Annotated in this window: 19 protein-coding genes and 2 pseudogenes; 5 read left to right on the forward strand and 16 right to left on the reverse strand. The window is 35.7% G+C overall.

Features of this window, described 5'->3' with window-relative positions:
• Nucleotides 1-264: 264 nt before the first annotated feature.
• Nucleotides 265-1,122 (reverse strand): tetratricopeptide repeat protein, encoded by an 858-nt coding sequence (locus L656_RS0115210; protein WP_024599840.1) that lies wholly within the window; start codon nucleotides 1,120-1,122, stop codon nucleotides 265-267.
• A 111-nt stretch (nucleotides 1,123-1,233) separates the two neighbouring features.
• On the opposite strand from L656_RS0115210, the gene L656_RS0115215 reads away from it, so the two are divergent.
• Nucleotides 1,234-2,544 carry a M20 metallopeptidase family protein gene (locus tag L656_RS0115215; RefSeq protein WP_024599841.1) on the forward strand — a complete coding sequence of 437 codons (1,311 nt, stop codon included), beginning with the start codon at nucleotides 1,234-1,236 and terminating at the stop codon, nucleotides 2,542-2,544.
• A 138-nt stretch (nucleotides 2,545-2,682) separates the two neighbouring features.
• On the opposite strand, the pseudogene L656_RS01000000122340 reads toward L656_RS0115215, so the two are convergent.
• A pseudogene (locus L656_RS01000000122340) lies at nucleotides 2,683-3,646 on the reverse strand (DNA topoisomerase); the annotation flags it as partial.
• A 194-nt stretch (nucleotides 3,647-3,840) separates the two neighbouring features.
• Nucleotides 3,841-4,371 (reverse strand): hypothetical protein, encoded by a 531-nt coding sequence (locus tag L656_RS1000000122625; protein WP_024599842.1) that lies wholly within the window; start codon nucleotides 4,369-4,371, stop codon nucleotides 3,841-3,843.
• A gap of 153 nt (nucleotides 4,372-4,524) precedes the next feature.
• On the opposite strand from L656_RS1000000122625, the gene L656_RS0115230 reads away from it, so the two are divergent.
• Nucleotides 4,525-4,773 (forward strand): helix-turn-helix domain-containing protein, encoded by a 249-nt coding sequence (locus L656_RS0115230; protein WP_442961390.1) that lies wholly within the window; start codon nucleotides 4,525-4,527, stop codon nucleotides 4,771-4,773.
• A gap of 124 nt (nucleotides 4,774-4,897) precedes the next feature.
• Here the strand turns inward: L656_RS0115230 and L656_RS0115235 are convergent, their stop codons facing one another.
• The gene (locus L656_RS0115235) at nucleotides 4,898-5,338 is read right to left on the reverse strand and encodes a hypothetical protein (protein WP_024599844.1); all 441 of its coding nucleotides are present in this window, start codon (nucleotides 5,336-5,338) and stop codon (nucleotides 4,898-4,900) included.
• Nucleotides 5,335-6,441, reverse strand: a complete 1,107-nt coding sequence (locus tag L656_RS0115240; RefSeq protein WP_024599845.1) for a hypothetical protein — start codon at nucleotides 6,439-6,441, stop codon at nucleotides 5,335-5,337. Before L656_RS0115240 ends, L656_RS0115235 begins: the two co-directional genes overlap by 4 nt.
• Before the next feature lie 198 nt (nucleotides 6,442-6,639).
• Here L656_RS0115240 and L656_RS0115245 point away from each other — a divergent pair, with 198 nt between their 5' ends.
• Nucleotides 6,640-8,595 carry a DNA topoisomerase III gene (locus tag L656_RS0115245; protein ID WP_024599846.1) on the forward strand — a complete coding sequence of 652 codons (1,956 nt, stop codon included), beginning with the start codon at nucleotides 6,640-6,642 and terminating at the stop codon, nucleotides 8,593-8,595.
• Between the two features lie 78 nt (nucleotides 8,596-8,673).
• On the opposite strand, the gene L656_RS0115250 is transcribed toward L656_RS0115245, so the two are convergent.
• From L656_RS0115250 to pomA, 11 genes and pseudogenes are all read right to left on the reverse strand, one after another.
• Nucleotides 8,674-11,583, reverse strand: a complete 2,910-nt coding sequence (locus tag L656_RS0115250) for a type III restriction-modification system endonuclease (RefSeq protein ID WP_024599847.1) — start codon at nucleotides 11,581-11,583, stop codon at nucleotides 8,674-8,676.
• Nucleotides 11,583-13,532: a site-specific DNA-methyltransferase gene (locus L656_RS0115255; protein WP_024599848.1), complete on the reverse strand. Its 1,950-nt coding sequence runs from the start codon at nucleotides 13,530-13,532 to the stop codon at nucleotides 11,583-11,585. The genes L656_RS0115250 and L656_RS0115255 overlap by 1 nt, the downstream gene beginning before the upstream one ends.
• Before the next feature lie 44 nt (nucleotides 13,533-13,576).
• Nucleotides 13,577-13,867 carry a hypothetical protein gene (locus L656_RS0115260; RefSeq protein WP_198923574.1) on the reverse strand — a complete coding sequence of 97 codons (291 nt, stop codon included), beginning with the start codon at nucleotides 13,865-13,867 and terminating at the stop codon, nucleotides 13,577-13,579.
• A gap of 147 nt (nucleotides 13,868-14,014) precedes the next feature.
• Entirely contained in the window at nucleotides 14,015-14,467 is a 453-nt protein-coding gene (locus L656_RS0115265; protein ID WP_024599850.1) for a hypothetical protein, read from the reverse strand.
• On the reverse strand, nucleotides 14,460-16,418 hold the full coding sequence (locus tag L656_RS0115270; protein ID WP_024599851.1) for a tyrosine-type recombinase/integrase: 1,959 nt from the start codon (nucleotides 16,416-16,418) through the stop codon (nucleotides 14,460-14,462). The genes L656_RS0115265 and L656_RS0115270 overlap by 8 nt, the downstream gene beginning before the upstream one ends.
• Nucleotides 16,411-18,291, reverse strand: coding sequence for a hypothetical protein (locus L656_RS0115275; protein ID WP_024599852.1), 1,881 nt, complete (start codon nucleotides 18,289-18,291; stop codon nucleotides 16,411-16,413). Before L656_RS0115275 ends, L656_RS0115270 begins: the two co-directional genes overlap by 8 nt.
• Nucleotides 18,281-19,867 carry a site-specific integrase gene (locus tag L656_RS0115280; RefSeq protein ID WP_024599853.1) on the reverse strand — a complete coding sequence of 529 codons (1,587 nt, stop codon included), beginning with the start codon at nucleotides 19,865-19,867 and terminating at the stop codon, nucleotides 18,281-18,283. The genes L656_RS0115275 and L656_RS0115280 overlap by 11 nt, the downstream gene beginning before the upstream one ends.
• Nucleotides 19,868-19,947: 80 nt before the next feature.
• Nucleotides 19,948-20,931: pseudogene (locus tag L656_RS0115285) on the reverse strand (DNA topoisomerase); the annotation flags it as partial.
• A gap of 45 nt (nucleotides 20,932-20,976) precedes the next feature.
• A complete protein-coding gene (locus L656_RS0115290; protein ID WP_024599855.1) occupies nucleotides 20,977-21,483 on the reverse strand; it encodes a hypothetical protein in 507 nt (168 codons plus the stop codon).
• A gap of 212 nt (nucleotides 21,484-21,695) precedes the next feature.
• Nucleotides 21,696-22,616, reverse strand: a complete 921-nt coding sequence (locus tag L656_RS0115295; protein WP_024597196.1) for a flagellar motor protein MotB — start codon at nucleotides 22,614-22,616, stop codon at nucleotides 21,696-21,698.
• 2 nt (nucleotides 22,617-22,618) lie between these two features.
• A complete protein-coding gene (pomA, locus tag L656_RS0115300) occupies nucleotides 22,619-23,386 on the reverse strand; it encodes a flagellar motor protein PomA (protein WP_024597197.1) in 768 nt (255 codons plus the stop codon).
• A gap of 321 nt (nucleotides 23,387-23,707) precedes the next feature.
• Between pomA and L656_RS0115305 the strand changes: the two genes are divergently transcribed.
• Both L656_RS0115305 and ispA read left to right on the forward strand, forming a co-directional pair.
• A complete protein-coding gene (locus L656_RS0115305) occupies nucleotides 23,708-23,950 on the forward strand; it encodes an exodeoxyribonuclease VII small subunit (RefSeq protein ID WP_024599856.1) in 243 nt (80 codons plus the stop codon).
• Between the two features lie 2 nt (nucleotides 23,951-23,952).
• Complete coding sequence (gene ispA / locus L656_RS0115310) at nucleotides 23,953-24,840, forward strand: (2E,6E)-farnesyl diphosphate synthase (RefSeq protein WP_024599857.1); 888 nt, start codon at nucleotides 23,953-23,955, stop codon at nucleotides 24,838-24,840.
• Nucleotides 24,841-24,908 lie beyond the last annotated feature (68 nt).

Here is a 24,908-nt window from a genome sequence, read left to right on the forward strand (position 1 = left end):
TGCCTCGCTATGCGTTGGCGTTTCCCGTCTCAGTGGGGTCGCATTATAGGGAGCGGCGAATTTTACGCAAGCGTTATTTACACAAAAGAGTAATTAAAATTAAGCCCCAAGCAAGCACACACGATAAGCACAAGTTACCCACAAAATGCTGTTGATAACTCTTACTTTTACATAGTTAAACATTGCTAAAGCTTTTAATTAATACCCTAAAAATGCAAAAAGCACCTTATGTAGGTGCTTCTTAAAAGTAATAGGTATAAAAATCTAATATAAAATACTATATAACTTGCGACGATATTTTGCTGCGAGGGCATCACCATCGGGTAAAGAAGCAATAATGGCTAAAAAGCTTAGTTTTGCTTCATTGAAATTCAGATCTTTTTGCAGCACTGTAAATAGTATATCCAATGCTTCTTCTTTTCTGCCTGCTTCATTGAGTAAAATACTGAGCTCTTCTTTTAATTCTAGGTCATTTGGGTACTTTTCTACTTGTTGTTGCTTTTCTTTAATCTCTGGTGAGTCTTTTGCTTCAAGCGCAGCTTCGCATTTTGCTTTTATATTATTAAAGTAAGCATCTTGCTCTTGTGCATCTATAGTATTTATAAGCGCTTGGGCTTCATCTACCTTGTGAATTTGAATACATATGTCTGCAAGCACTAATTTGATGCGTGCATTGCCGCTGTCTATTTCATAAGCTTGCTTTGCATAATTAAATGCAGCATTTAAATCTGACTTTAATAACGCCTGTTTTGCTTGCTCTAACAGTAAGTCTTGTTGCGCAGGTAAATGCTTTGCTAGGGCTTCGCGTATTTGTGCCTCACTTTGAACACCTGCAAGCAAATCTACTGGTGCAGAGTCTTTTAATAATACAAGCGTAGGCAGTGTTTGGAGACCAACTTGTTGCGCAAGTTGAGAAGCGAGTGCTTGCTCTGTATCGCAATCTAGGTTTGCTACTACTATATAGCTTGCATATTCAGCCGCTACTTTATCTAAAATTGCAGCTTGTCCGATGCAGTCAGGACTTTGAGGGGAGAAAAAGTTAAGCAACACCAATTTTTGCTGTGATGTTTCACCGAGTACTTGTTGAAGGTTTTGCGCATTAATACTAACTATGTTGCTCATTGAATTGATTGCCATATTCATCTATTTAGGTTTTTATATGGTGGTGAACATAATAATTACAAGTCATATACCTAAATCACTCGGTATACATATTCAACAATGAGGGAAAACATGAAATTAACTTACCTAAGTGCAGCACTTTTATTAGCAAGTCCATTTGTACAGGCAAATGGACTCGATTTGAATTTAGGCAAAACCATGCCAGCTATTGAAAAGTTTTACCTCGATTTACACCAATCGCCAGAGCTTTCTTATCACGAACAAGAAACAGGTAATAAAATAGCGGATAAATTAACTCGGCTGGGTTTTAAAGTAACAAGTGATGTAGGTGGCTTTGGTGTTGTCGGCATTTACAAAAACGGAAACGGTCCAACCGTAATGATCCGTACTGACACCGATGGCTTACCTATTATAGAGCAGACAGGAAAGTCCTATGCCTCAAAAGTTAAAGTAATAGACGAGCATGGTGCGAAAGTAGGTGTAATGCACGGTTGTGGCCACGATATTCATATGAGCTCTTTTATTGGTACTGCTGAGCAATTGATAGTACACAAATCTCAATGGAAAGGCACTCTGATGATGGTTGCACAGCCTGCCGAAGAAGTTGGTGGGGGTGCTAAAGCTATGTTAAATGAAGGGCTATTTAGTAAATATGAAAAACCTGATCATATAATTGCTTTGCATGTAAGTGCTAGCGTCCCCGCTGGTAAGGTATCAATGAAAAATGAATACACTATGGCAAGTGTAGATTCTGTTGATATTACAATAAAAGGTAAAGGTGGTCATGGTGCTTATCCGCATACAACTATAGACCCTGTGATTATAGCTGCACGCACAGTACTTGCTCTGCAAACAATCACAAGCCGAGAACTTTCACCGCTTGAGCCTTCTGTTATTACAGTGGGGTCTATTCATGGTGGCTCAAAACATAATGTAATTTCGGATGAAGTAAAACTACAACTTACTCTCAGAAGCTATAACCCAAATGTTAGAAATGCTCAAATAACAGCAATAAAACGAATCACGGCAGGTATTGCACAAAGCTCTGGATTGGATGAATCAAACTACCCTGTAGTATATGTACATGAAGATGAATCTATTCCATCTACTTATAATAACCCTGCACAGACAGATATTGTTAGACACTCTATTGCCAGCGCAATTGGTGATACTAATGTGCTTGAAACACAAGCTGTAATGGCGGGTGAAGATTTTGGCCTATACGGACGCACCGATGAAAATATCCCTATTACCTTATTTTGGCTAGGAGGCGTAAACCAAGCACAATATGCAGATTCGATAAAAACAGGTGAAGTACTCCCTTCCCTACACTCTAGTAAATTTGCACCAGATTACAAAGTTGCCATTCCTACCGGAATAAAAGCAATGAGTAACGCTGCTGTTGGTTTATTTAATAAGTAACCTAAATTCTGGATAATAAATCTATCTCAAGCAGCTATTTTCAGCGCTAACTGCGTTGAACTATTTGCAATAGGCCAGTCAGGTTAAGTAATACCAATTCAACATTAAGCAATATCGTTTAATAAAATAGCTCTGTAGTTAACAAGCAACAGAGCTTTTTTTATAACTCGACTTTTTAAAGGTCGCTTTTCCACCTCGTTTAGCAAAACGTTTTTTAGGTGAGATTTTTGGCAACCTTGCAAATGCATTGTTATCACAGTTTGCTGCTAATTGTACAAACCCATTTAGATCAGCCAGTAACGATTGCAAAAATTGCTGATAACTCATTACTTGCTGCGCAATATCACCTAAACTCGATTCCCACTTTGCGGTTAAATCAGGACTCGCTAAACCTTGCGGTAATACGCTAATAAGTGCAAGCCCTGTTTCGGTCGCTCTAATTGACTTACCTTCACGCTTTAAAAAACGCCGTTTAAATAGCAACTCAATTATTCCCGCACGTGTTGCCTCCGTACCTAAACCATCTGTGTCTTTTAATACTTTTTTAATTTGTGGATCTTTAACGTAACGGCTAATGCCCGTCATNCGCAGCCAATAATGTAGCATCGGTAAAATAAGCAGGGGGTGATGTATGCTTTTCGACTACTTCGCCTTGCTCACAAAAAAGAGACATACCTTTTGTTAAAGGAGGTAACGTAGCTTCATCTTTTAGTTCAGACTTACCCATTAATACCTTAAAGCCTAAGCTTACATCTTGTTTTGCATTTGCTTTAAATAATCCGCCAGCAATTGTTATCTCTGCTTTAGTTTCGTTATATATATAGTCGGGATAAAACTGAATTAAGTAATGGCGGCTTATTAATTGATATACCTTCGCTTCGTCACCGCTCAAACTCGCTGACTTTAACTGTTTAGCTGTTGGCACAATGGCATGATGCGCAGCCACTTTTGAATCGTTAAAACATTTACTACGCTTTTTTACATCAGCCCCATTTACTAATTCACTACTTTGACCACCATTAGCAATTATTGCCTTAAAAATAGCGGATGCTTCTTGATGGTGATCTTTGGGTAAATAACGATTATCTGAACGCGGGTAGGTAGTCACTAATTGACTTTTACTATTATAAAATATGAGAAAACCATATGTAGTCTTGGTTTCCCCATCATTCTCCATAAAACTGAACTTTACAAATTTTGTGAGAATTTTCATTATCAAATTCTCAACTTTTTAAACATTACTCGAATTTAAAGATTATAAAATTGCATAAGCTTCACTTCATAATTTAATAATGATTACTTTAATTCCTGAACATTATTTAACGCAGCTAATTTTCCTTTTAGTGATAATAACCGCAATTGCTTTTTTTTGAGGAGGCCTACAATTATTTCTCGATTATTCGGATACTTATCATTAAGCCAAATATATTCTTCAATCTCACTAGCTATCATGAGTGATTCTTCTTCATACAAAGTTTTCTTTTGCCCTAGCTCACTCTGAAAATAATCAACATCAGTATCCTCTTTTGATTTTGTAAATTCAAGACTTGACGACTTAACTACTTTAGTAAAAATAGAAGCTTTAAAGAGTGATGTTTTACTATATTGAGCCTTTTTAGGGCTTGGGTTGTTGTCTCTTATTAATAACCCTTTATTAACCAAGCGTATCACCTGCCTATAAACAAAGCGCCTAACTTCATCTGGATCTTTATAAGCATCACTAATCGCTTGCAAAGTATTACGCAGTGAAGTGATAGTAAAGTGGTTAAAGTTTTTTTCTACCAAAAGATGATAAATATTTTCATTGAGCTTAATTTCTTTAGTCATATAGAGCTACCAACATAAACTTAGGATTGCTAAGTATACTAATATAAGTAAAACTTAGACAATCTAAGTTATTCAGGTGAACAAGATGAAAGCTAAGTGTCTAAACCAAATCCAATCCCAATCAGGCTTAAAGAAGCTCGTAAGCGAGCGAACATGACTCAAAAAGAATTAGGCATTCGTATTGGCATGGATCAAAGCTCAGCAAGTAGCAGGATGAATCACTACGAAAAAGACAGACACACTCCTGATATTCAAACATTACAGCGCATGGCCGATGAGTTAAGCGTACCTTTAAATTACTTATTTTGTGATTCTCAAGAGTCGGCAGAGTTAGCTTGTTTAATTGATAATTTGTCAGTTGAAGAGAAGCGAAGATTAATTAAGAAATTAACTGGATCTTAATCTTTATAAAATGAATTATTAACCTTCTACTATTAGTACTATTAATTAGAAGGCTGCACTCATATGAAATTGGAAAACTAAAATTTAACGATTAAAATACTACGCAGGGTTACTAGCAAGCGAGCTACTCCTCATCTTCAGCCTTTTGTTCTGCTTGTGCAATCAAATCCCTAATATTTTCAGAAACAACCCAAACGACGTAAAAGAAAAGGAAGCCTGTAATAACACTTGTCAATAAACATAGAAGCGCAAGCCATACACAATTAAAAATAGTTAAAATCAATTGGAACATAGCGTTTATTAAAGCTATGAGTATTGTCCATCTTAACAGCAATGCTAACCTCTTTAATGCACCATAATATTCTATATTAGCGCCAGATGCTCTCCGCTGATTGATCTTCTTTTTGTAACTATCCGTGTCGTATATTTTATCTTTTACAGTTTGTATGACAAATGATTTCATTGTAAAAAGAAAACTAGCAAGAGTAATGCTTGCTGTGAATAGACCAACACTCCACTTAGATTGATAAGCTAATATTTGTATAGCTAATTCATAAGGTATCATAGGTACATTTCTATCTGTAGCGGTGGCAGTTTATCATCCTTAAAATCCTCATTTGATTTCAAGGAGTCAGTTTTAACTGATTCAAGATCTGGTTTTGGAAGTGAGTCAGATAAAGATTTATATTTATCCCATTTATTAACACTTTTAATTTCTCCAAAAGTTTCACTTCCTCTTAACACAATTGAAATTATATTTGCGAGGGCTGGGCATTCATAATATTCGTCCCAAACCTTCTCAGGAAGATCATCAACATATTGGTCATAATCAAAATGCCCATACTCCTCAATATTATTACCAATCCAATACTGTATTCTTTGCCCGCTTAAACTGGCACCAATAAGCCTTAACGCATATTTTTTATCTTTCTTCCCTAAAACATCATGTATAAAATTAGATAGATGTCCTCTTAGATTATCTATAACTTTAAATTTATCTAGAAAAGTAATAGTCTGTGTTGTTTTCTTAGCTATAGAACCTATATGTCGAAATATAGGTTCATCCGGTACACCAAGCTCTGTTATGACTTCAACCTCTGAAAGAGATTTAACATTATCTAAAATTTGGTCTAAATCTTTCTCTTGATATATATATTTAAAACTAAAAGAACCACCTAACTCCCTTTGAACTCTACTCTTTATTTTACTAATATCACCGCGAGAACCACCCCTAGAGTATTCATCAACTTTTTGAGATACCAATCTATTTTTAACATTTTTATGGGCTTGTCCAAAAATAGATGCGTAAACGGAAACGGAGGCAGAACCAGAATAATGCGTAAAAACACCACATTTGGTCGTAGGGTTAAAACAAAACAAGCTCGCTTCAGTACTAGTTTGATCTTCTTTTAACTCAACTCTATTAACTTTCAACTGCCCTGAGTCATCCCTCTCTGTTGCAAGTTTTTTTTTATCATCCCTAAATGTCAAAATTAACCCAACAGCTAAACCATCTACAATCCTAGTAAAAACTCTTGTAGTATATTGCCCAACATTAATATCTTGAGTTTTACTAATTGATTCAAGCTCTTGATAGAAGTCATTGACTTCAATACCTTCTGAAAACTGCATTTCAAAACCAGATACTTTTACTTTTGTTCCTGCCATTAATATATCCCTATAGCCGATAATTATTATTGTATTGAGCGTTTATAAAATTGTGTTAAATAGAAAAACTTGCGGCTCACTCATTAAATCAGATACTAACCATGAGATTAGCATTTTAGATAGGTAAATGTACAAACACATAAATACTGTTATTATATACAGCATCGTTAAAAGCTAAAACCGAATAATAGATATAAAATGAGATTATTTATTGCTGAAAAGCCTAGCCTAGCCAGAGCTCTAATAGCTGTATTACCAAAGCCTCATAAAAAAAATGATGGTTACACTGAAACTGGTAACGGTGATATCGTCACTTGGTGCATAGGCCACTTATTAGAACAAGCAGAACCTCAGTTTTACAATCCTGAATTCAAAAAATGGTCAGTTGACCATTTGCCTATTATTCCTGATGAGTGGAAACTTGTTGCTAAGACAAAAACTAAGAAGCAGCTTTCAGTTGTCAAAAAGCTAATTAAACAAGCCGATCAACTGGTCAATGTAGGTGATCCAGATAGAGAAGGCCAAATTTTAGTCGACGAAGTAATTAACTTTTGTGGTGTATCTAAAGCTAAAAATGCTAAAACATTGAGATGCTTAATAAGTGACCTTAATCCTTCTGCTGTAAAAAAATCAGTAAATTCGCTTCAAAAAAATTCTAATTTTATTCCTCTTGCTACCTCAGCATTGGCCAGAGCCAGAGCCGATTGGCTTTATGGTATTAATATGACCAGGTTATGTACACTTCAAGGACAAAAATCCGGTTACCAGGGCGTACTTTCTATTGGTAGAGTTCAAACCCCTGTTTTAGGCTTAGTCGTTCATCGTGATATGGAGATTGAAAATTTTGTTTCTAAACCTTTTTATGAAGTATTAGCAACTCTTAAAACAAATGATGGTGAATGCTATGAAGCAAAATGGAAACCCAGTAAGGCTTGCGAGCCTTATATGGATGAAGATAACCATGTAGTTTCAAAAAAATTAGTAGAGACTGTTGTTGAAAAAATTACAAACAAAGAAGGTGTTGTAACTGATGTTAAAGAGACGATAAAGAAACAAGCTCCCCCATTACCTTATAGCTTATCTGCATTACAAATTGATGCTTCAAAGCGTTTTGGCATGAGCGCTCAAAATGTACTAGATACATGCCAAGAGCTCTATGAGCGTTTTCAACTTATTACCTACCCGAGGTCGGACAGCCGTCACTTACCTAAAGAGCACTTAAAAGAAGTTAACCAAGTTACTAATGCCATTAAATCAAATCATAATGCCTTAGGTGAAACTGTAGATAATGCAAATCTAAACCTAAAAAGTAGAGCGTGGGATGACTCAAAAGTGACCGCTCACCACGCAATAATACCAACAAGTAAAACGTTAAATATGAGTAATCTATCTTCTTTCCAAACTAATATTTATGAGCTGATTGCAAGGCAATATTTAATTCAGTTTTATTCAAATTTTGAATATCAAGAAAAACAAATTGATACAGAAATTTCAGGTGGGCTATTCGTTACTAAACAAAAAGAAGTAATATCACAAGGATGGAAAGTACTATTCCCAGCGAAATTATCAAACAATAAAAACTCAGATAATGACTTTTCAGCTAAAAAACTGCCAAACGTCAAAATAAATGAGCTGGTTCAATGTATTAACGCCCAGCTTATTGAAAAACAAACTTCGCCACCCAAGTACTTTAATGATGCATCGCTTCTATCTGCCATGACAGGTATTGCAAGGTATGTTCAAGACTCATCGATAAAGAAAATAATGCGTGAGACTGATGGGCTTGGAACTGAAGCAACGAGAGCTGGTATTATTGAACTGTTATTTAAACGCCAGTTTTTAAAACGCAATGGTAAAGAAATTCGTGCCACTGATGTGGGCAAAGAATTAATTACAGGACTTCCTGTAAAAATGGTCGTACCTGATATGACCGCGCACTGGGAATCACAACTTGAATCAATCAATCAACGTGAGATGACATATAACAACTTCATGCAACCATTAACAATACAGTTGAACCAATTAGTGCAGAATATTCAATCTATTGATTTTCAGGCTCTAAAAGGTAAAGGAAAGTCATCTTTCAAGCCAAAAACAAGACGTAAATCAACTCAATCTCGTCGTACTATAAAAAATAATTTAAATAAGAGTTAAAGATTTTGTTCGCCTGATAAAGAAAATAACTAACAAAATTCAATACTGCCCTTGTATAACAAGGGCAGTCGTATTTCATTATATATGTTGCTTGATTAACTCGTAGATGCGGTCATCAGCAAATTGTGTTTTGAAATCTACCTTTACTTTTTTGTCTATCTTTTTAAATAGTAATTTTGCATGTTCTATTTTTCTCTCTTCTTCTTTACGAAGATTATCTTTACCTTCAACGTTTTTAGTTTCAATGATGAAGTTCAAAAAGTCGCCTTTACTTGTTTCCATTATATACGCAAAGTCAGGTGAGTAAGAATATCCCCCAGCAACAGGAATTTTAAGTGAATTCTTCGGAATTTTGGTAAAAACAGTTACAGAGATAATCTCATCTTCAGTAATATTCTTTTTTTCAAGATCTGAATCATAAAACACATCCTCAAATAGGTAGTTTTTCACAGGAGGTTTAACTTCATCTGTGTGAACACCTAAATCGCTAGCCATAACTTCACTTAACCATTCACCTTTGTCGTCAGTAAACTTCGTAGGATGAACGTCATTTGTGATGAAGTTATAGTCCAAGTGAAATTTATTAAATGAATTGTTTAACAAGAACTTACTGAACCCTGATTTTATTTTTCGAACTGTTTGAATATTCAAATAGTCAGTTATATCTATAATGCTTTGCACGCTTACAAATGCTTTATGCAGTGTAGACAATTTAATAAAGGCCTCTTGTGATAAGCGATTAAGGAACTCTTTGTAAGTCATAGTAGAAAACTTGGTGAAATCATCATCGTTACCAAACATTGACTTAGACATAGCTGTATCATTATGGATGTATACAGTTTCAATACGAGTCTGAACGCCAGTTTTCTTGAACTTATCTGACTCTTCAATCAGATACTTTTTAAACAGCTCAAGGAAGTCATCTTCGCTTGCAATCTTGTATTCTAAAATCGCTTTTTTGTTAATCATCTCCCAAAGCTCTTTTAGCTCATCGAACTTACCAACGCGCATCTTAGAAGTTTTTTTAGCCCCCTTATCAAACTTAATCTTGTTAGGTTTAACGCCTGTTGGGAATGCTTTAGGATATCTATCTTTCAGTTTTGTATAGGCACCAGCACCAAGTAGATTTTCATTTTCGTCAATAATACCTTCACCCAACAGATCCGACATAATTTTAAATGAAGATAAATTTGGGTATTCGGCTGTAATTTTATCTTTGATTTCTTGAGTCAATTTACTTGGCACTGTCTCTTTGAATGAAGAGTCGTTTACCTCTTGAACAAGAGTAGTTATAAAATCCTTTTCCGTAAAATCTACGTAATAATTAAGCATGAATGTACGGTCTTTCACTCGTCCCATATACTCATTTACAGGTAGACGAAGCCCCCGACCAACTTCTTGAAGTTTTGATGTTGTGCTCCCGCTTGAGCGCAGTTTACAAATTTGGAAAACATTAGGAGAATCCCAACCTTCGCGAAGTGTCCATTTACTAAAAATAAAACGTCTTGGATTATCTAACGAAAGGAGTAGCTCTTTATCGTGTAAAATTTCACTTATTTCTTGTTCGATCTTTTCATCTTTATCGCTATTATCTTTTGAAAAATAGCCACCATGAACAACTGACACATCTTTGATAGTCTTTTCTAAGTATTCTCTGTAAAAGGCATCAGTTTCAACTTTTAAGCACTCTTTAGCCTCTGCGACAACCCACTCTTCAAATTTAGTTTTTAAGCTACCTGAGAGGTTGTTGCCATCACGATAACCTTCAATATCATCAATGAAGAAAAGCGATAATGGTTTAATTCTTGGACGTTGAGTCAGTAATTCACGTTCAAGCTTGAAGTGCTCCTTAATCGCTTTACGGATCATATTGTCTTCGAGCGTGTCTGAATATGAATAAGGATTGATAGACTTGCCAACTTTAAGCTCAATACCGTTACTTAACAAAACCATTTTGGTATTAAGTGATTCAATATACAAATCATGAATCTCACTATGTGTCTTTGATAATGGCTCACCCTTAGCCAGTTTATAAACGGTTTTAATTTCACTTTCGTTTAACTCAAATGTTGCTTCCTGAGCCGAAGATTTAATAAGTTTAAGATTTGCGAAATCATCACCAACCACATCTTCAATAAAGGCGTTAATCCCTTTTACTAGGTCATTGTTGAACGCATCAACAGCCGTTAAGCGATAAACTAAATTCTCGTAGTCTTCGTTGAAAGTTGCACCAAAACGAATAATGTATTGAGCATTAAGCTTACTGATGTTCTCCCATGTTTTTTTAGCAGTAGGGAACTTGTGAGGTTCATCAATTATAATAAACGGTCTTACGGCACTGATAGCATCAATAGGTGTATCGAATTTGTTATCTAACAATCCTGTGTCGTAAGTCTCAACCAATGATTTTGAGTTAATCATTCCAGAGTTGATAATCAATACGTGGATATGCTTTTTATTAAAATTGTTTGCCTCTACAAAATCATGAACCGCTTGAGGCATAAAAGATTTAGTATTCTTACTAGAGCTTTTTTGACTCTCCACGACATAAGTTTTTAATTCTCGCTCATAATCATCACGGAAATGCTCTTTAAGTGCATCACTTTTCAGAAAGTTAACTGTACCTGCTTTGATTGAAAGCGTAGGGACAATCACAATAAACTTATTGATACCAAATGCTTTGTTGAGATCATACATGGATTTAGCATAAGTATAAGTCTTACCTGTGCCTGTTTCCATCGAGATATCAATTACATTGCTTTTAGCATTGTAATGTTCTCTTTTATGTTCGATTCCATTGAATTCTTGAACTGTTTTTATGTTCGCATAATATTGAGGGTCTGTAATACTAAGAGCAGGATTTGCTCTAAAGCGAACGATAGGATCGACTGATTGTTGAGGTTCAGCTCCGACAAACATACTCATCAATGCATCTACACCTGCTTTTTGATGTGGCAGGTTTTTCTCAAATGTGAATCCCTTTGACATTAGTTTCTTCCTACCAGAGCAATTTCTAATGACTTTTTATTAGCATAACTTTTTAGGGCTTCATTTAGCTCCATTTGCTTCACGCTATCAAAGTTTTTACCAAAGAAAACAATCTTGTTAGGCGAGAACTCCTTGTCTGTATCAAGCTTAGAAAGAAGGGATTTCAAAGCATCACTAGAGAAATCAGAGGCAATCATATACAAGCGATTGTCGCAAAGGTGAGCGGTATAATTATCTAGATCAATATCTCGAACTGGAGTCGTTAAGTCACTTCCATCATATAAACGCCAAGTAGTAAGAAGCGTATGGTACTGCTCATCAGTCAACATCACATCATCAAACATTGTCATCGTCATTAAAGAGAGCTCTTTATCATCTTCAACCCTAAAATCTTTTATCGTTTCAAATATTTTGAATCCTAGATCACCTTGGTGCTCAGGGTTTTCTTTACTAATTTTTTCAGATGCCTTGATAATTCTCGCTTTTGTAATATCAAAAATTGTCTCATAGCCATATTTCTCAGCGAGTTTATTTTTTTCATTTAATTGAATAGAAATAAAGCGATGATTAGTATCATTATCTATATTGAAACTGAAAACGCTGTGAGCTGTTGTGCCTGAGCCTGAAAAGAAATCTAAAACAGTACAACTAGTAGAATCAGTTACCATTTCTATAAACTTTTTAACTAACGTTGTTGGTTTAGGAAATGGAAAAGGATTATTCCCAGAAAACAAGTCCTTTAGCTCGTTTGTACCATTTTGATAATTCATTTCTGGTCCATCCAAAATAGATTTTGGTTTAGTACCTTTTTGACTACCACTTTCAGAGCTATTTAAATAATCTTTAGTAAAAATATCCCACACTTCACTACTGTTTCTTTTTACTTTCTTTGCAACCAGTAGATGTTTATCTTTTGTAAACTTATCTTTTGACCACCTCCATGTACCATCTTCTTCTGTAGTTGGTTTAATTGGGAATATAACTTCGCCAGAGTTATTATTAAGTGATAATTCCCCATCCTGGGTGATATAAATAGGATAGTGGAGTAGTGGTCTTTGTTCTCTACGCCATGACCCTCCTCTCAATCTTAGGCCCAATAATCGATACCTTCCACCCTCATCCGTTAAATTGTATTCAGCTTCCATTGAAGAGCCTAGAGAAACGCGAAACTCCTTAGCTTTATAAGCTGCGCGGGCATAACAAATAACATACTCGTGTTGGCTTGCTGAGAAATTATTTGATTGACTACCACGAGGATTGCTTTTTACAACGAATTGACTACAAAAGTTACTTTCTCCAAAAATTTCATCACATAGCAACTTTAATTGGTTCACTTCATTTTCATCGATGGAAATACATATAACACCATCTTCTTGAAGTAACTCTTTAGCAATATAAAGCCGAGGATACATGAAAGTAAGCCAAGCACTATGACTACTCGAACCTTTATCAGTAAACTCTAGAATACGTGAGGCTTCATCAAAGTCGACACCTGCAAGATCCATCAATTGTTCTTTTGTAAATTTACGATCATCATTATAAACAAAACCATCAGAACCAGTGTTGTAAGGAGGATCGATATAAATCATCTTTACCTTCTCACTATATGCGTTAACCATATGCTTAAGCACTTCAAGGTTATCGCCCTTTATAAGCAGGTTTTTACTGTTCTTATTCTGCTCTAACTGGTTATGTGCAGTGTCTTCATTGATCAATGTTTTAGGAGGGAGATTAGTCAATAGTCGAGCATAAGACTTACCAAGCCAGTTTAACGTGTATGATTCTTTTGAAAGCTCAACTTCATTTGCATTAACAACTTCAAGCATTTTCTCTTGAATGAAATTTTCAGATTTATCAAAACATTGAGGGAAATGCTTTTTTAGGACTGCAAGTTGCTTACTATTCACAGTCTCGATGTTCGAATGAAGTGTTTCTTCTTTAATTGTCATTTTGTGTATCCGAATTTATTTTCTTGATTTAGGTAATACTGATTTTATTCTGCGTCAGTTTTTTCAGTAATTTTGATTGATGCTTCAGTTAGACCTATACGCAACAACTCAGCTAAAGCCCCGTCTAAACTTTTGAAAATACGCGGTTCATAAGGCTGTCTAGAACTACTTAACACCAATGGTTCACCATCCCATTCAGAACCATCAAAAACGACCGTGTATGCGCTTTTGATACCTAAAATTTGAGCTTGATCTATAATCCCACTCTTGACTCGCTCTTTAGCCATAGAGCTTAGAATGCAGTTACCTCTGTTAATACCTGAAATCAAAGTCATATTAATGCTTTCAATATTATTTTTTGAAACGATATCAAATATCGTTTCAAAATCACAGTGCTGTTAATGAATCACAAAAGAATAAATTTTATTAGATGTGATAATAGTTAGCGGTATCGATGAAGGTAGGACTATAAAAATAGTAAGTTATCGTTTAATTGGTGAAACAACGTATTCATGCACTTGTCGTTCATCCTGTAAGTCAGCAACTCTTTTAACCAGCTCTGAGTAAGCTTGTTCTAGTAAGCTTCTTGCTTGAAGCGCATTATCTCGCTCTTTACGATACTTTTGTTTTAAAGCTCGTTCTCTTTGTAACTCTGACTTTAACTTGTCTACTTCAGATAGTGAGGTATTAATTTCAATATCTAACCCGACTACCATCAGTCTTTCTCGGTTATCATTATATTTCTTAATTAAAGGTTTTGCGTGCTCTACGAAATCAGAAAATTTATGGATATAACTATTTCCAAGCTGAGCTTCGGTATTGATTTTATTTAGTGTCAACCGGCCATTTCTCTTCACGTGCCGCTGCTGACCATCTAAGAGTCGCTGTAAGGCTTCATGTAAGCGAGCTTCTGTTATTTGTTTATCTCTACTCATGATTTGCCTTGATAGTGTATATAAAGGGCTCAAAATCAATATTGTGTGATTTTAGCGTTTGCTCAAGTTGACGAATTTTTACAGTGTAGCCAATAAGAATACGGCTATATGCATAGTCTTCCATTTCATTTAAACTTTCAAAAGCTACGATTAACCGTTTACGTTGTGCAGCCATTTGTTTTGCGCTTTTATCGGTAATTATTAAGTGTTGGCATGGCTTACTCTCTGCTACAAATGACTCAATTGAGCAAACTCTTTCACATGATGAGTTAGTACAGTAACCTCCTGTTGGTAATAATACTATCGACTTTGTGCCATTACGAACTAATGACTCTAATTCATCGCGAGATAAAACTATAGTTTCGCCTTTACCGAGTAATTTTTTTCTCTCTTCTATAATACGAACACTCCCTCCACCGGATAAACTTTGAGTACCATTATAAATATCATCAAATGCTTCAATAGCTAGGCTCTGCGTCGTTTTATCAACTTCACTCATTAAGTCTTTGTCAATTAATAAATCCTCAGACCGAATAAGTTCAGCATTATTTGCATACCAATTACTCATGTTAATATTTTTATGTTTTAGCTGGTGCTTAATTGTTTGTATATTTCCTAACTTATTCCTTACCATAAAAACCGCAAAAGAGCGCCTTAGATCATGTAAAGACAATTTAGGTAGTGAACCACCTATTTTTAATTCACCATACCAGTCAGGGTTTAATAAATTAAACTCTTCAACCTCTTCATGAGTTGCCTTTATTTTAAGTTGTTTTAGATTCAAAAAATCTTTGCTCCCAACTGATAAGATATAACCAGACAATACTTTGTTATATCTTTCACTACTCAAACTCGTTGTAATAAATGACGACGCTAGTTCTTCCGAACCTCGATCATATTCATCTTTACTAATTAAGCCTTCGGTAAAGTTTTCTTCTAAGGCATTTCTAAAATGTTCTCTTGCATACATAGTAGCCTCGTGGACAAGCTCTAATGCTTTTAAGGCTATAGGGTGGGTTACCCATACCTCTTTCTTTGCTACTCCTTTATTACTTTTATATGTATTACCACACAGCATTGGTATACCAGCGAATACCTTATAGCTATTTGGATTAGTAGTTCGCGATTCTCGACTTCTCATGCCAGTAAACATCACAACAACCATTAAGCAATACTTTACTATACTTTTAATCCATTCACCTTTAAGGTGAAATCTAAAATTAGGTATTCCTTTTCCAAGTTCATTACCATATTTCACCATAGTATAATTAAAGTATTTTGCTCCATTTTCATCTAACCTATGAACGTGTATTCTTTTAAGTAGATCGTTATCAAAATGAGCTATCGTTTTTCTCATAACCGTTGAGATTTCGTACCTATGTGGATGATATACCTCAATGACTTCTACGGCTTGTTGAAGAAGTTGAGAATATATCGTTGTAGGGATAGATAAATGTTGTTTGCTTTTTTTCTCATTTGATAACTCATTAAAGGCTTTACAGTCTATGTATCTATTTAATAATCCTGCATTACTCAAGCGCCTCAAAGTAGTAGATATTTGTTTAAGGGAACCTAACGGCATTCTCCTTTTAATATTTTCCTTAAACTTAAGCCACTCTATGTTGTTCGAAAGAAGTGAAAAATCTGATTTCCCCCATATTTTTGTAATTGCCCACAAAAGTTTTTTTGTTCTTAGTAGTTTTGCTACTGGCACATAATTGTCTATCGCTTGATCCATTTCTAAAAAGGACAATTTAGCAGTAAAGCTTTGTATATTTTTCTTATGTTCGGGAGGAAGTTTGTGAAAAAGAACATAACGAGTTGATTCTCGGCGTGAAACAAAATCCCATTTATCGTCAAATATACGAGAGATACCATTTCCATCAGAATCAAATGATATAAAAGGATTGTTTTTAAACTCATCCTCTAATTTTTCTAAAGTATTAAACATTAAAAACCTGCAAAGTATCGTTAAGCCCTCTCACTCCCATAAATAAGGGATGATCAGATTTAGTCATTTTCAATTCTGCACCGGCATATTCTTTTGGTGCTTTCTGTTTAAATCTATCTAACGTTCTGTTCAGTATTGCCTCTAATTGGTATAGCTTTTCTTTGGGAATGGAATTTTGAGAAGGTATATTTTTTAGTTCAACCACTTGTTCATAAAATGATAGCATTAACCAAATATCAGATTCTGATGCGATTAAAACATGGTTTTCGCAGTTAAAACACGATAAGAAATCTGTGCATTTTTTCTCATCTTCTTTGACTTCTATTGCTAAATTCTTATATTTACGCACGATAAGTTCCTTTTTGCCTTTATCTCCAGAGCACCGGATGCCATGTGGAGAAATAGTGCTCACTTGTATATCATTGCGCTTTAAACGTTGCTTATAGTCATAATCAGATAATATATCACTATGGAGTACCTTGGCATTATTCACTGAATCTTTGATGGAATTACCTTTACTAATTAAGGCTAATGATTCAAATGTGGCAGATAAATGTCGTTCATGATCAGCTTTTACACCTGATGAATAGGAACTAGCAACAACATTTACTGTATTGTTCAACCCCTGTGAAACAAGGTACATATCTTCAGTTACGCGCATTAAGATATCTGATTTAGTTTTGCGAAATCGTGAAGAGTTGATCCTAAAAGGAAATAATTTCCCGATAAGTTTATTGATCCTATCCGAACCTGCACCATGATCCGAAAAGTCCTTAATTTTCAAATTCGAATCAACAAACGGAATGAATGGTTGATCTTCAATATCATTGATACCTGCTAATATAAAATGAGCTTTTGATACTTCAAGCCAGTCTGTTATCAAGTTTTTTGCGTATTTAGAAAAACCTAACGAGTGATCAACACTCTTGTAATTGGCTCTTCCTTTGACACCTTCAAAAACATATACATCAGAACCAACACTTTTAAAGGAAATGTCACTACGCTTCATTTTCTTTAAAACAGAATCATTCATACCTGTCCACATAAAAAATAAATATAAGGCGCAGCGAGAGGCCTGATTAAATAATGCCTGACGTTGCAAGATCCTATCACTAAAATCTTTTTGGCTTTTTATAACGTTATTTATCAACATCGCGTGTTTGAACGCATTTTTTTTTATATTTATATTCTTCCACCCAAATTTTTCTACCATGTTATTGAATAAATGCTCATCAAAAAAAGGATGTACTTCTGGATGTGTATCATTTTTTATATGTTGAATAAGTTCGAGGTAACCTTTGATAAGAAGGCGTGAAACGGGCTTTAGTTCAGTTTCAATATCATACGCACATTGTTTGCCGCTAGCTTGATAATTAGATACTAAAGCTAATTTTTCAGCATCATGAGTACGACTAAATCCTTTTAAAATAATAGACAAAGCAGCACGAACTCGGCTCGCTCTTGAGGTGGTTACACCTTGCAAGGCAAGCTGATTGAAATGTTTAATACATCTGTTCATTTCATCTAAGGAAAAAGGCGTAGACTGCGAGCTATACTCGTCAATATACCTTAAGTACGAGACTAAGCCGACTTTTACATGACTATGAAAAGTACAAGAAGGGCTATCTGGTTTAATCTTATAGACGGCACGTATAAAGTCATCACGATTAGCTAAAATCAACTCAGGAGTCTTAAATTCCCCCTTTCTTTTACCGGCCTCAATCGTTGTGGGAACACCTCGGTAACGTAATCGTTTAAATTCAAACTTTCCTCCCGTTTTGTTAAAACAAACCATATCTTCGATGTTTAAAATATCTATAGATGCTGTTTTAAGCGTTATTGTTGTTTCGAGGTTTACACGTTTACGCGCCATTAATATTCCCATCTAATTTAATATTAATTTGTTCAGTAAAACCATTCAAAACCCCTAAATAAGTTAATACATCTTCATATATCTCATCTCCAGTAGGAGCATTCTGTGCAATTTTCAAATACTCCATAGTGGTTTGACGGTCTTCATGGCCAAGAAGTGAAGCTACATAATCTAATGAAATATCAGGCTTAACATGGTTACGTAACAAACGTCTAAATATATCAACAGCAAACGTAGAACGAAGGTTATGTATTGAAGCTAGTGTTTTATGCTCTAAATCAAGCATGTTGTTGATTGTATTTCTGACTTCGATCCAACGCCCTGTAAAATCACTTGGTCTAGTAAATAAAGGAACACCAGTTTGCGTTATAAAAAGATACTCTTTAGTTTTATCAATAGCATCATCACCTTCAAAAATAGATGTATTACCTTTTTCAACTTGGACTCTGCAAAAATCATTAAATTTGTTCAAGCGTTTAAAATATCGTTCTGATTGGGTGTAATTATAAATTTCTTCCATTAACCGTGCTGGAATAATAGTTTTTCTTGGTTTGTTACCTTTACCTTTAGTTTTAGTCAAAGAGCCATATCCATCGCCCACACTCAATCTTAAAATATCATTTTCATAAACTTCTTCGCCTTCTTTGATAACTTTTTTAGGCTTGATAATTTGCCCTAAATGGAGGCTAGCCATTTCTTCTCTTCGAAGTCCTGTATAACGACAAATCATAAAACCTAGTGAAAACTCAATAGGCAACGAAGCCGTTTTATTTTCGTCTTGACCAAAACGAATTACACGTTTTGATTTTGTCAAAATATTTTGAGCTACCATCCATTGTTTATCACTCATTGGCCTTAAGTCACGACGACAGTTTTCAAGAGCCATACCGCTACTAACTTGAGGTTTACTAAAGCTCAGACGAAGATCCGTTGTATGAATTACTTTTTGGTGGAATGAGTTCATACTCGTTGAAGAGGATTGCAGATTTAACGTAATAATTTCATGCGAGAAAGGAGGGTTATTAAATTTTAGCCCCTTACGTAGATAATATTTGTAGAACCTAACTACTGAAGAAATATAAGCCTTAGCTGTTGTACTTGCTAAACTGTTCTCTTTATTCGTAGGGTCGATAACAAGCTTTTTAAGTGCATCCCTATACTTATAAGTAAGCCGTTCGACCTTACGTTTAGGGAAATAGTCCCAACTTGGTCTAGGCTCGTCATATATTGGATCATAGACGTCAGCATCATAATCATCATCCCACTTTTTTTGATGCTCAATAATAAACTGAAAGTAATGTGCCATACCTTGAGCTAATTGAGATGACTCTAGCTTGCCATCATCTAAGTGGTGCGAAAGTATAAATTCATTCACAATATCTATTGGCTTAAATGAAACTAATTTATTATTTTTGTCGTAACCAACTTCGTTTAACAAAACTAATTTTTTTATAAGAACACCACGATCATACTGGCTATGCTTTACTGTTAATTCTCCAAATTCATCTGCTACGACTATAGGGGTTCTATAAGTATAATTTTTAAAGCTTGTTGTCTCTGCCCTGAAGGTTGTCATTAAATAACTCACTCTAATAAAAGTAACTAATTCTCAACTTTAAAAGTCAACAATTACATATTAGTAAGTAAATAGCTTTAGTGAGTTATTAATTTATGTCGTTCATAAAGTATTTGGCAAATATCTAACACTTTTTGAGCAGGCATGCCAAATGCTTTAGCTGCATCTATTTGCAGAGCAGATAAATTATAAGGTAATGGAGCACTTTGCTTTTTTTGTTTTTGCTCAAGTGCCGTAAGCTCAGCATTTTGCTTTGTAATACGTGATGCAACATTTTCTGCAAGTGCTTTATTAAGTATTCGCCCTTCTTCATCTTGGTGTGGCTCACATGCTTTACTAGGGATCCACTTAGCAGCGAAAGGTTGATTATCTGGAGTAAGCAAATGCGCTAATACATCGTAAAAAGGCCTAGACACAAAGTGTGCTATTTCGTTATCTCTATTAACAACAAGACCTAGAATAGGGGTTTGTACTCGCCCTACCGAAAGTACATTACCAAACCCTGCTTTTTGCCCTGCTAACGTATATGCACGCGTTAAATTCATACCAAATAGCCAATCAGCACGGGAGCGCGCTAAGGCAGATACACTTAACGGAATAAAATCTCGATTAGAGCGCATAGTACCCAGTGATTTTTTTACTGCGGACAAATTTAAATCACTAATGAGTAAACGTTGCGTACTCTGCTTTTTAGCCTGACTTATTTTGGCTTCTTCTATTACTTGATCGACTAGTAGCTGGCCTTCACGGTCTGGATCGCCAGCGTGAATAAGTTGCGAGGCCTGTTTAATTAATTTTTTTAAAACAGTGAGCTGTTTGCGAGTTTTGGTTTTGGCTTTTAACTTCCACTGTTCAGGTATTATAGGTAAGTGTTCAAACTGCCATTTTTTAAAGCACTCATCATAGTCATCGGGTTCTGCTTGTTCTAGCAAATGCCCAATACACCACGATACACAATCGCCATTAGCGACTTCTATATAACCATCATGTTTTTTATGTGGTTTTGGTAAGGCATCAGCAATTGCTCTGCCTAGTGATGGTTTTTCTGCAATGTAGAGTTTCATGGGAGTCGCTCACTCACTGTTTATATAAACAGTAGTTTAGCACAGCTATTTTGAAGGTGGGGAGTTTTCTATTTTTGACCTTACACTACCTTGCTTAGTGAAAAGGATAATTAAAGGTAAATAGCATACAACCACCGTGGCAATATTGATAAATGGCATTAGGGTCTGATAAATAACGGTACTGTAAGCTAAATCCCACAAATGGCGATCAACTAATCGGAATAGTTGTAATATAGGTGCGCCAATAACAACTAGTTGCCCAATAACACATTGCCATAAATAAACTTTATCCTTTATACCCCAGTAAGCTATGAGTGCCATCCAAATAATATCTGTGATCGCCCAAACTAAATAACGATAAATATAAATGTCATCAAACGCTCGTAGGCTTGAAGCAGTTAGGTTACCAAAGAGGAAAAAAGCTGCGGTAAGTAATACAAATCGAAAGGCTAGGCGATCTTTAAATACAAAAAATATAAAAATAGCCGGACTTAGCATTAAAACCCAGCTTTTGCTTAAAATACTAACAATATATAAAAACCATTCAGGCAAAATACTCTGCCCTATTTTGTTTTTTTATCGTCATCAGTACCATCACCATTACCCGGCATGTCGCAATATTTATTGATTATTTTCACAGGCACTCCATTACATATGTTAAGGAAATGTACTGTAAGCTAAAATGATGAAATTGCCAAGATACTTAAGGCAATTAAGTACCTTAAATTAAAACAAACATAGTGAAATATAACACAAGCAATAACTTAGCGCACATCAATAGGAGCAGACTCTTTAGCCTTACCTTGCAGGATTGATATTTCTACCCGACGGTTTCTTCGGCGATCTTCATTTGAATCGTTTGGAACAAGTGGACGAGTATCAGCGCGCCCTACTACCATCATCCGATTTTTATCAAACCCTTGCACTGTTTGCAGTTCGCTTGCTACTGCTACAGCACGCTTTGACGATAAGTCCCAATTATTAATATATAACTCATTTGAAACCTGAAAATCGTCGGTATGTCCCGAAACAGTAATTTCACCAGGTACATCCTTTAACAGCACACCAATATCTTGAATAATAGGTTTAAACTTAGGTTGTAAAAACGCACTCCCTGAGGGAAATGAACCATTTTCACGAATACGAATAATAATTTGCTGCCCTAAAGATTCAAGCTCTATTGCACCATCTATAATTTGCTTTTCAAGCTGCTGCGCTATTTTTTTAACAAGCTCGTTAGTTTGTTCCTGATCGGCAGCTGAAGTTGCTTGCTCTGACGATTGTTCTTGCGATGTGCTACGAGATTCCCCCCCTCGTTTATCTCCTCGCTGCTCTTGCCTACCACCAGCGGAGCTTTCATCACCTGCTTGAAATTCAAGCATTTGCTGGGTCATTTCTACAGTTTGTTGCTGAATGGTTTCTATTGGGGTTGGTTCTGGTTTACCTGGAGTAAACTCCATGGCAATAACAGAGGTACCTTTGGGGATATCTTTTACTTCAATTTTATTCTGTACACCAAAAGCAAACTTCATTGAGCCTGCTATTTGTTTAAATTTAAGTACATCCATTTCTGAAAACGCAAGCAAGAGTACAAAGAAGCACATTAATAATGACATTAAATCGGCAAAAGTTCCCATCCATGCAGGTAAGCCTGGTGGTGGACATTTGCACTCTTGATCAGACATAGTTACTCCTCGGTATCTACTTTGCGCTTAGATTCAGCTAAGTAATTTTTCAAAATACCTTCGATTACTTTTGGATTTTGACCATCTTGAATACCTAAAATAGCATCTAAAATTAAACGTTGATTCATAGCTTCTTCGTCTTTACGCAGTTCAAGTTTTACCTGAATTGGGATTGCTACAACATTAGCTAAAAACGCGCCATATAAAGTTGTTAATAGTGCTACCGCCATTGCCGGGCCAATTGCTTTTGGGTCATCCATGTTAGATAACATTGCAACTAAGCCAATTAGGGTGCCAATCATTCCCATTGCTGGTGCTATATCGGCTAATGACTTAAATAAACCTGCGCCCATTTCATGGCGAGTCGTGGTTAGAGAAATATCTTTTTGAAGTGTAGCGCGAACTACATCTGCATCATGTCCGTCAACAAGCATGTCGACGCCTTTGCGCATAAATGGATTTGGGATTTCAGCTTCTTCGAGTGCTAAAAAGCCTCCTTTACGAGCTGAATCAGCAAGCTCTACAGCTTTTTCAATAAGTTCTTCTGGCGTTTCAATTTTAAACATAAACGCTTTAGCAACAACTTTACCTATCCCCAAAAATTGCGACATGGTGAAGTTTGATAAAACAATAAAGAGCGAACCACCAAATACAATTACACTTGAAGGGGCATCGGCAAACATAGCCATTTCACCGCTACTACTCATAAACATAGACATGACAATTAAGCCAATTGCGCCTAGGATCCCAATTATGGTTGCTAAATCCACATTTCCTCCAGAAGTTTCATGCTTAATGGCCTTATCATAAACTTTTATTATTAACTGCTTATCGGCAACATATTGAATTGCTTAAGCCATTTTTATAAATAAACATAAAAAGCAGCCTTTAGCACTATCTTAGATCAAGTTATAGAGGCTACCTAATTATCAATTGATTTATTAAACCAACAGACCGCTATTAAGGCTTTATTAGTGCACTTGAAATATAATTTAACGTGATAAAGGTAAAAAACCAATATCATCCTTTGACCTAGTTTAGCATTCCCCCTAAAATTGACCCCTAAATTTATTATGTAAGCTGAAATAAAGATGGCGACTAAAAAACCTGAAAACTTAAGTTTCGAACAAGCACTAGAAGAATTATCTACAATCGTTAGTGACATGGAACAAGGTGACTTATCGCTTGAGCAATCGTTAAAGCAATTTGAGCGTGGAATTGCATTAGCAAGTGCTTCATCAGGGAAATTACAGCAAGCAGAGCAAAAAGTATCAATTTTGATGGGGAATGGCGAAAAGTCAGTACTTACAAATTTTGATAGTGATATGGAATAGCTGTGAGCATAAAAAATCATATTGAACGTGCTCAAAAAGATGTAGTAGCAACTTTACAACTGCATTTTAAACAGCCTCTCGATACAGAAGAAACTGTAAAGAACGCCACCCAGTATGGATTATTTAATGGGGGTAAAAGATTACGTCCATTTTTAGTTTATGCCACAGGTAAAATGCTAGGCGCAAACCAACAAGACTTAAACGTACTTGCTGCTGCAATTGAGTGCATTCATAGCTATTCGTTAGTTCATGACGACTTACCTGCAATGGACGATGACGATTTACGTCGCGGACGCCCTACTTGCCACATAGAATTTGGCGAGGCAAACGCAATTTTAGCCGGTGATGCTCTACAAACTCTTGCCTTTGAGCTTATTGCAAATCACAAATTTGAATGCTCATCACAAACACAAGTAAAAATGATTGCACAATTAGCCCAAGCATCAGGTCTACAAGGTATGGTTGGCGGACAAGGCCTCGATATAGCTGCTACGGATAAAGTAATTACCGTACAAGAGCTTGAGCGAATACATAAACTAAAAACTGGGGCTCTAATTAATTGCGCAATTACACTTGGTGCACTGTGCAGTGAAAAGGCAGATCAACAAACCTTAGAAAACTTAAGTGTTTTTGGGTATGCTATAGGGCTAGCATTTCAAGTACACGACGACATTTTAGATGTTGAAGGCGATACGGTTACTTTAGGTAAGCCGCAAGGCTCCGATATTGCCGCGAATAAAGCGACATATCCGGCGTTATTAGGTATGCTAGGCGCTAAAGTAAAGGCGCAGAATTTAATACAACAAGCCCATGAAGCGTTGGCAAATATAGATGCTGACACAACACTTCTTGCGTCGCTAGCAAATTATCTAATTGAGCGTGACCACTAATTTTTGCTCATACGTATTGCAATTAGCACTGACATTATTACCCAACATTAATTATTCGTAATAGCTTT

Source organism: Pseudoalteromonas sp. TAE56 (assembly GCF_000497955.1).
In the GTDB taxonomy this organism is placed as follows: domain Bacteria; phylum Pseudomonadota; class Gammaproteobacteria; order Enterobacterales; family Alteromonadaceae; genus Pseudoalteromonas.

Bases quoted from the DNA above. Each gene is read 5' to 3' on its own strand.
- L656_RS0115210 (WP_024599840.1), bottom strand. From the start codon at position 1,122: ATGAGCAACATAGTTAGTATTAATGCGCAAAACCTTCAACAAGTACTC.
- L656_RS0115215 (WP_024599841.1), top strand. From the start codon at position 1,234: ATGAAATTAACTTACCTAAGTGCAGCACTTTTATTAGCAAGTCCATTT.
- L656_RS1000000122625 (WP_024599842.1), bottom strand. From the start codon at position 4,371: ATGACTAAAGAAATTAAGCTCAATGAAAATATTTATCATCTTTTGGTA.
- L656_RS0115230 (WP_442961390.1), top strand. From the start codon at position 4,525: ATGACTCAAAAAGAATTAGGCATTCGTATTGGCATGGATCAAAGCTCA.
- L656_RS0115235 (WP_024599844.1), bottom strand. From the start codon at position 5,338: ATGATACCTTATGAATTAGCTATACAAATATTAGCTTATCAATCTAAG.
- L656_RS0115240 (WP_024599845.1), bottom strand. From the start codon at position 6,441: ATGGCAGGAACAAAAGTAAAAGTATCTGGTTTTGAAATGCAGTTTTCA.
- L656_RS0115245 (WP_024599846.1), top strand. From the start codon at position 6,640: ATGAGATTATTTATTGCTGAAAAGCCTAGCCTAGCCAGAGCTCTAATA.
- L656_RS0115250 (WP_024599847.1), bottom strand. From the start codon at position 11,583: ATGTCAAAGGGATTCACATTTGAGAAAAACCTGCCACATCAAAAAGCA.
- L656_RS0115255 (WP_024599848.1), bottom strand. From the start codon at position 13,532: ATGACAATTAAAGAAGAAACACTTCATTCGAACATCGAGACTGTGAAT.
- L656_RS0115260 (WP_198923574.1), bottom strand. From the start codon at position 13,867: ATGACTTTGATTTCAGGTATTAACAGAGGTAACTGCATTCTAAGCTCT.
- L656_RS0115265 (WP_024599850.1), bottom strand. From the start codon at position 14,467: ATGAGTAGAGATAAACAAATAACAGAAGCTCGCTTACATGAAGCCTTA.
- L656_RS0115270 (WP_024599851.1), bottom strand. From the start codon at position 16,418: ATGTTTAATACTTTAGAAAAATTAGAGGATGAGTTTAAAAACAATCCT.
- L656_RS0115275 (WP_024599852.1), bottom strand. From the start codon at position 18,291: ATGGCGCGTAAACGTGTAAACCTCGAAACAACAATAACGCTTAAAACA.
- L656_RS0115280 (WP_024599853.1), bottom strand. From the start codon at position 19,867: ATGACAACCTTCAGGGCAGAGACAACAAGCTTTAAAAATTATACTTAT.
- L656_RS0115295 (WP_024597196.1), bottom strand. From the start codon at position 22,616: ATGTCTGATCAAGAGTGCAAATGTCCACCACCAGGCTTACCTGCATGG.
- L656_RS0115305 (WP_024599856.1), top strand. From the start codon at position 23,708: ATGGCGACTAAAAAACCTGAAAACTTAAGTTTCGAACAAGCACTAGAA.